Below are 7,002 nucleotides of genomic sequence, written 5' to 3' on the forward strand. Positions count from 1 at the left end.
CCGCCGCCGGCGGCCGGTCCCGGCGTCGGCGGGGCGGCCGGTGCCGGCGGCGTCGATGGCACCGACAAGGCCGTCGGGGTCGGGGCGGCCTGCGGCGGGCCCGCCTGGCGGAGGCGGGTCACCTCCGCGTCGGCCGGCGCCGGCAACCAGCCGTCGTGGCGGGCGAGGGCCTGGCCCGGCGACAGCTGGCGACAGGACTCGATCACCTGCGCGGGCGACGGCCGCGCCGCCGGGTCCTTGGCGAGGCAGGCCGTGATCAGGCCGCGCAGCGCCGCCGGCGCGGCCGTCACGTCGGGCGCCTCCTGCACGATGCGGTACATCAGGCCGTGCACGGACCCCGCGCCGAACGGGTGGCCGCCGGTCGCCGCGAAGTGGATGACGACGCCCAGCGCGAAGACGTCCGTGGCGGCCGAGATCGCCGGGGTGCCCATGATCTGCTCGGGCGCCATGAAAGCCGGCGTGCCCACCCGCACGTCCGTGCCGGTCAGCGCGGTGCCGTCGGCCGCCTGCGCGATGCCGAAGTCGATCACCTTGGGGCCGTCACCCGACAGCAGCACGTTCCCCGGCTTCAGGTCGCGGTGCACGATGCCGGCCGCGTGGATCGACTGCAGCGCCTCCGCCACCCCGGCGGCCAGCAGCAGCACCGTCTCCACCGGCAGCGGCCCGTGGTCCCTGATCACGTCGCCGAGCGAGAGCCCCGGCACATAGGCGGTGGCCAGCCAGGGCGCGGCGCCCTCGGTGTCGAAGTCCAGGACGGGCACCGTGTAGACGCCCTGCACCCGGTGCGCCGCGGCCACCTCGTGGGCGAAGCGGCGCCGGAACTCGGGGTCGTCCGCGAACTCGGCCCGCACCACCTTCAGCGCGACGGGCTGCCCGCCCGGCGTGAACGACAGGTAGACGCTGCCCATGCCGCCCGAGCCCAGTCTCGCCTGGATCCGGTAGCGGCCCACCTGCCGGGGATCCGTGTCGCCCAACTCCCGGAACCGGGTGGCGTCCGGACGCCGACCCCCGGAACTCTCAGGACCCGTCACTCCCGTCACGCAATGCCCCCCAGGTTCGACCGCCTGTTCGTGTACCGCGCGTCGCATCCTAGTGGGGAGCGCGGTCCGGCCGGGGCCGCCGGGCGAGCGAGGGCGGGCCATGGCAGAACCGATCGACGACCTCGACTACCCCCATGTCGGCGTCACCGCCCGACCGGGACCGGCGCCCGCCGGCTTCCACCTGCTCCGCGAGCGGATCCACCTCGGCCACGGCCCCGAACTCGCCGCCACGGCCGGCGAGGCGGTGCTGCGCTGGCGGATGCACCGCGCGGCCGGGGTGCGGGTGACCACCCGCGCCGAGGCGGCCGAGCCCGGGGTGCGGGTCTCCGTGGCGGTCGGCCTCGGACCGGTCAGGATCGGCGGCGACTGCCGGGTGGTGTGGACGATCCGGGAGCCGGACCGGATCGGCTTCGCCTACGGCACGCTGCCCGGCCATCCGGAGTGCGGCGAGGAGTCGTTCGTCGTGACACGGGAGTCGGACGACGCCGTCTGGTTGACGGTCACGGCCGTCAGCCGGCCCGCCGTCTGGTACGTCAGACTGGCCGGTCCGCTGGGCCGAACCGCGCAGCGGACCATGGCCTGGACCTATGGCAGGGCCCTGCGCCGCGTCTGCCGAGGCCGCCGCGCAGGGGGGTCACAGCCCTCATGACCGTGCTGTATGGTTCCCGGTGTCGGCACCCCAGCCGATGCCTTGTACTGCCAGCGTCGCCACTCCCACCCCGGCGGCGGCTGGCCGGGCGGACCGTGAGCCACCCCCCCGCTCCGGTCCGGCCCATTCGACGGGCCGGTCTGCCCACCCCCCACTCGGGCAGACCGGCCCGCATGGTTTTCTCCGGTTTCTCCACCTTTCTCCGGTCCTCGCCGGTCCTGGCGGTCCTCGCCAGCTCTCGCCGGCCCGCTCCGGTTCTCCGGCCCCCAGGACGGCTCCGGTTTCCGCGGCCGGCCCTCGGCGGCGTCGCCGCTCACCTACGCTCACCCCGTGCACCCGCTGCTGATCGCCGTCGCCGCGGCGTACGGCGCGCTCGCCGGCGCGCTGCTCGCCCGCCCCGCCTACCGGTTCGCGGCGCCCGCCGGCGAACCCTGGCGTGACGCCTGCCCGGCGGGCCATCCGCTGCCCGGCCGCGCCGCCGGGGGGTGGCTCGGCACCGGCCGCTGCGACAGCTGCCCGCCCGAGGCCGCGCCGCCCAGGTCGGCGAACGCGGCCGCCGTCGCCGCCGCCGGCTGCTCCGCGCTGCTGGCGGCCTGCGTCGGCGCCCGCCCCGAACTGGTGGTCTGGCTGCTCGCCGTCCCGGTGACGGTGCTGCTCGCCACGGTCGACCTCGCGGTGCAGCGGCTGCCCGACCCGCTGACCCTGCCGCTGGCCGGCGGCCTCGCCGCCGGGCTCGGCGTGGCGGCGCTGTTCCCGGACGCCGCCGGCAGCTGGCCCAGGGCGCTGCTCGGCGGCCTCGCGCTCGCCGGCTGCTACCTGGTGCTGTTCCTGATCAACCCGAACGGCATGGGCTTCGGCGACGTCAAGCTGGCGTTGTCCGTGGGAGTCGCCCTTGGGTGGTACGGCTGGCCGGCGGTGCTCGCCGGCACGTTCGTCGGCTTCCTGTTGGCCGCCGGCTATGGATTCGCCCTGGTCATCGCGGGTCGGGCGGGCCGCAGGACGGCCGTTCCCTTCGGTCCCTTCATGGCGCTTGGCGCGCTCGTCGGGCTGAGTGTGGCGGGACTCGCGACGTAATTCACGTCCAGATGCATCCGTCAGGCGCCGTCATGCGTTACGGTGGAAACCCCCCCTCGGGCCGGTCCGTAACCCCCCCCACGGACCGGCCCGCTTTCTGTCTCCGTGCCCCCGCCCGTCCGACAGGCCCACGCGGCCTCGACCGGGCCGGCGCGGCCGGGGCCCCTCCCCCTTCTTCTCCTCTCTTTCTTCACCGCCCCGCCTGGCCGGATCCACTGCTTCCGGTTCGTGCCGTCGGGCGGCGGCGCTAGAGTGCACCGGCACGGGGAGAGGGCAAGGAGGGGCTGACAGTCACCATGAGCGCGATCAAGAGCGCGATGAAGAACACCCTGCGTCGCGTCGCCGTCCGGCTGTACGCACGGCGGGTCGAGGGCCATCTCGACACCGCCAGGGGGCCCAAGCACATCGGCGTCATCCTGGACGGCAACCGCCGCTGGGCGAAGGCGGCGGGCAACACCACCAAGGAGGGCCACGAGGCCGGGGCGGCCAAGATCAGGGACCTGCTCGGCTGGTGCGCGGAGACGGACGTCGAGGTCGTCACCCTCTGGCTCCTCTCCACCGACAACCTGAACCGGCCGCCCGAGGAGCTGACCCCGCTGCTCTCCATCGTGGAGGGCGCCGTCCGCGACCTCGCCGAGGACGGCCGCTGGCGGGTCAACCACGTCGGCGCGCTCGACGTCCTGCCCGAGCGCACCAGGAAGGTGCTGCGCGAGGCCGAGGAACTGGCCGGCAAACGCCCCGGGATAGTGGTCAACGTCGCCATCGGCTACGGCGGCCGGCAGGAGATCACGGACGCCGTCCGTTCGCTGCTCGCCAAGCGCGCCGCCGACGGCCGGTCCCTGGAGGAGGTCGCCGAGTCGCTGCGGACCAGCGACATCTCCGACCACCTCTACACCCGCGGCCAGCCCGACCCGGACCTGGTCATCCGCACCAGCGGTGAGCAGCGCCTCTCCGGCTTCATGCTCTGGCAGAGTGCCCACTCGGAGTACTACTTCTGCGAGGCGTACTGGCCGGCCTTCCGCAAGGTCGACTTCCTGCGCGCACTGCGCGACTACGCGGCCAGGCACCGTCGGTACGGCGTCTGACCCCCGCGCCGCGGCTCACTCCGATGGCTGGCGAATCCGTCCAGGGACCATCGGCACTTACACCCCCATTTCCGGGCGCATAGCCTCGGTGTCATAGGCGATCACCACACTGTCACGAGGCGGCCGTCCAGGGCGTTCTTCGCATGAGATGCGCAAGGGGCGGGCATATTCCTCGCGGACCGTGCGTCAGTGCGGTCCGCCGGGAGGCCCGTTTGCGCAGCACGTCACCCCCTCGTCAGGTGGGGATCGGGGCCGGATCCCGGCCCGCGCGCGGCGGGCCGGGGCCGGTATTCAGCCCCCGGCGCCCTGGGCGGCGCCTTGATTCCACACCTCGTCCGAGGGGGTTCGTCCACACGTGGCCAGCAGCAAGAAGCGTTCCAGCGACCGGCGCATGTACGTCCTCGACACCAGTGTCCTGCTCGCCGATCCGGCGGCCATCACCCGTTTCGACGAACACGAGGTGGTGTTGCCCGTCGTCGTGATCACCGAGCTCGAGGCCAAACGCCACCATCCAGAGCTCGGTTACTTCGCGAGGCAGGTCCTGCGCCGGCTGGACGAACTCCGGGTCAAGCACGGGCGGCTCGACACGCCCCTGCCGATGGGCGAGCTCGGCGGCACGCTCCGCGTCGAGCTCAACCACTCCGACCCGACCGTCCTGCCTCCGGCGATGCGCACCGGCAGCGGCCGGCTGCCGGACAACGACTCCCGCATCCTCGCGGTGGCCCGCAACCTGCAGGCCGAGGGCCACGACGTGACGGTCGTCTCCAAGGACCTGCCGCTGCGCATCAAGGCGTCGTCAGTCGGGCTCGCCGCCGAGGAGTACCGGGCCGAACTCGCCATCACCGAGGCCGACGGCTGGACGGGAATGGTGGAGGTCTCGCTCGGCGCCGAGTCGGTCGACGAACTGTTCGCCACCGAGAGCGTCAAGGACGAGGCGACGGCCGCGCTGCCGGTGCACACCGGCCTGGTCATCTCCTCGGAGCGCGGCCGCGCGCTCGGCCGGGTCGCCCCCGACGGCCGGATCCGGCTGGTCCGCGGCGACCGGGAGGCGTTCGGCATCCACGGCCGCAGCGCCGAGCAGCGGATCGCGCTCGACCTGCTGCTCGACCCGGAGGTCGGGATCGTCTCGATGGGCGGCCGGGCCGGCACCGGAAAGTCGGCGCTCGCCCTGTGCGCCGGTCTCGAGGCCGTGCTCGAACGGCGGCAGCACAGCAAGGTGATGGTCTTCCGGCCGCTGTACGCGGTCGGCGGCCAGGACCTCGGCTATCTGCCGGGCACCGAGGCCGAGAAGATGAACCCCTGGGCGCAGGCCGTCTTCGACACCCTGTCCGCGGTCACCACCCGGGAGGTCATCGAGGAGGTGGTGGCGCGCGGCATGCTGGAGGTGCTGCCGCTCACCCACATCCGCGGCCGGTCGCTGCACGATGCGTTCGTCATCGTCGACGAGGCCCAGTCGCTCGAGCGGAACGTGCTGCTGACCGTGCTGTCCCGGATCGGGCAGGACTCCCGGGTCGTGCTGACGCACGACGTGGCGCAGCGCGACAACTTGCGCGTGGGCCGTTACGACGGGGTGGTCGCGGTCGTCGAGAAGCTGAAGGGGCATCCGCTCTTCGCCCACGTCACCCTCACCCGCTCCGAGCGGTCCCCGATCGCCGCGCTGGTGACCGAAATGCTGGAGGAGGGGCGCATTTAGTCGCCCCAACGGCGCGAACCGGGCGTCCCGGCGGTTATCCACCCGCCGGGGCGCCCGGCCGTCCGACGAAACCGCAGGCCGGCCCGTCAATTCCGGGTTATGCCAGCTTGACAACCCCCGACCCCGTGTGAGCTTTCCCACACGGGGTCGAATTGCCTCCGGGCTCTCGCTTCCGGCAGTGTGTGCCTCTGTCAGGCCCCGCATACGGCAACCGTTGCCCCCCAAGGGCACCGCAAGGACTGCGACTTACAACTGAACAGCCGCTCGCCGTATGCCGCCCGAAGCACCACGCGGAACCCGACACGCAACGCGCCGGGCTCCGTCCGGGCCAGCGCCTCCCGCCACGGCATCGGGGGAGGCCCGAGTCAGGGGCACGATTGTGCCCGTGAGGTGACGAGCGGGCGATGTCGGAAGGAAACCGTGTGACCGGGATTTCGGTCCGGGGATTCGCAGTGGCGTCCGCCACCGCTGTGACCACCGTCGGCGCTGCCGTCGGCGTGGCGTCGGGCGACGAGCAGGGGGCCGTCACTGACGGGGTAGAGGTCGTCGCGGCTGATGCGACGCTGCTCGCCGAGATACCCGCTGGCACGAATGCCCAGCTGCACACCACGTCGCTGACGCAGCAGGCGGAGGTCCAGTCCGTCGCCGCGGACGCGGACGCCCGAATCGCCGCCCAGGAAGCCGCCCGCATCCAGGCCGCCGAGGACGCCAACGAGCGCCGGGCCCAGGAGGAGCGCGAGGCCGAGGAGCAGGCGGAGCGCGAGGCCCAGGAGGCGGCGGCCGCCGAGGCGGCCGCTGAGGCCCAGTCGGCGAGCGCGTCTGCCGACTACTCCGTGCAGTCGTCGTACAGCGTCGCCGAGATCCAGCAGATGGCGCGCGAGATCGTCGGCGCCGACCAGTTCCAGTGCTTCTCGAACATCGTGGACCACGAGAGCGGCTGGGACTACACCGCGACCAACCCCTCCTCGGGCGCGTACGGCCTGATGCAGGCGCTGCCCGGGACGAAGATGGCCTCCGCCGGCGCCGACTGGCAGACCAACCCGGCCACCCAGATCCGCTGGGGCCTGAACTACATGGAGGACCGCTACGGCAGTCCCTGTGGCGCCTGGGACTTCTGGACCGTCAACAACTGGTACTGACGGCATCCGCTCCCGCGGCGCGTAGCTGAGGCGAAGCCCCCGAGCCCGGTCGGCTCGGGGGCTTCGCCGTGACCGCACTGATTCCCATCGGATATCCCGATGTCCGGCCGTCCGGGGTAACGTCGAGGCGCGTTTGCGGTGAGATGAAGCTGGGGGCGGAGGGACAAGGGATGTCGAGACTTGGTCGGCTCGGGGCCGGTTTGTCGCGCGTGGGATCGCGGGTGTCGCGACTGCGCGGCGACGCGGAGCGCGAGCAGGGGCGCCGGGAGCGGGAGGCCGGCGAGCGCGGCGAGGCGGAGGTGACGGCCGCGCGCGCCGCGGC

6 protein-coding genes are annotated in these 7,002 nt (G+C 73.2%); 5 read left to right on the top strand and 1 reads right to left on the bottom strand.

The features are described 5' to 3' along the window. A partial coding sequence (locus tag ACYVPE_RS38595) for a serine/threonine-protein kinase (RefSeq protein ID WP_461038514.1) occupies positions 1–1,040 on the bottom strand: 1,040 nt, incomplete at its 3' end. Positions 1,041–1,140: 100 nt separating this feature from the next. Here ACYVPE_RS38595 and ACYVPE_RS38600 point away from each other — a divergent pair. The 5 genes from ACYVPE_RS38600 (at position 1,141) to ACYVPE_RS38620 (ending at position 6,680) form a co-directional block, all read left to right on the top strand. Beyond that, the gene (locus ACYVPE_RS38600) at positions 1,141–1,689 is read left to right on the top strand and encodes a DUF1990 family protein (protein ID WP_461038515.1); all 549 of its coding nucleotides are present in this window, start codon (positions 1,141–1,143) and stop codon (positions 1,687–1,689) included. Between the two features lie 330 nt (positions 1,690–2,019). After that, positions 2,020–2,763 carry a prepilin peptidase gene (locus ACYVPE_RS38605; RefSeq protein WP_461038516.1) on the top strand — a complete coding sequence of 248 codons (744 nt, stop codon included), beginning with the start codon at positions 2,020–2,022 and terminating at the stop codon, positions 2,761–2,763. 296 nt (positions 2,764–3,059) lie between these two features. Then, positions 3,060–3,848: an isoprenyl transferase gene (locus tag ACYVPE_RS38610; protein WP_461038517.1), complete on the top strand. Its 789-nt coding sequence runs from the start codon at positions 3,060–3,062 to the stop codon at positions 3,846–3,848. Between the two features lie 391 nt (positions 3,849–4,239). Continuing rightward, positions 4,240–5,541 (top strand): PhoH family protein, encoded by a 1,302-nt coding sequence (locus tag ACYVPE_RS38615; protein WP_461038519.1) that lies wholly within the window; start codon positions 4,240–4,242, stop codon positions 5,539–5,541. Between the two features lie 422 nt (positions 5,542–5,963). Next, positions 5,964–6,680, top strand: a complete 717-nt coding sequence (locus tag ACYVPE_RS38620; protein WP_461038518.1) for an aggregation-promoting factor C-terminal-like domain-containing protein — start codon at positions 5,964–5,966, stop codon at positions 6,678–6,680. Positions 6,681–7,002: the final 322 nt, after the last annotated feature.

This window comes from Streptomyces mayteni (genome assembly GCF_054783955.1).

Bases quoted from the DNA above. Each gene is read 5' to 3' on its own strand.
- ACYVPE_RS38600 (WP_461038515.1), top strand. From the start codon at position 1,141: ATGGCAGAACCGATCGACGACCTCGACTACCCCCATGTCGGCGTCACC.
- ACYVPE_RS38610 (WP_461038517.1), top strand. From the start codon at position 3,060: ATGAGCGCGATCAAGAGCGCGATGAAGAACACCCTGCGTCGCGTCGCC.
- ACYVPE_RS38615 (WP_461038519.1), top strand. From the start codon at position 4,240: ATGTACGTCCTCGACACCAGTGTCCTGCTCGCCGATCCGGCGGCCATC.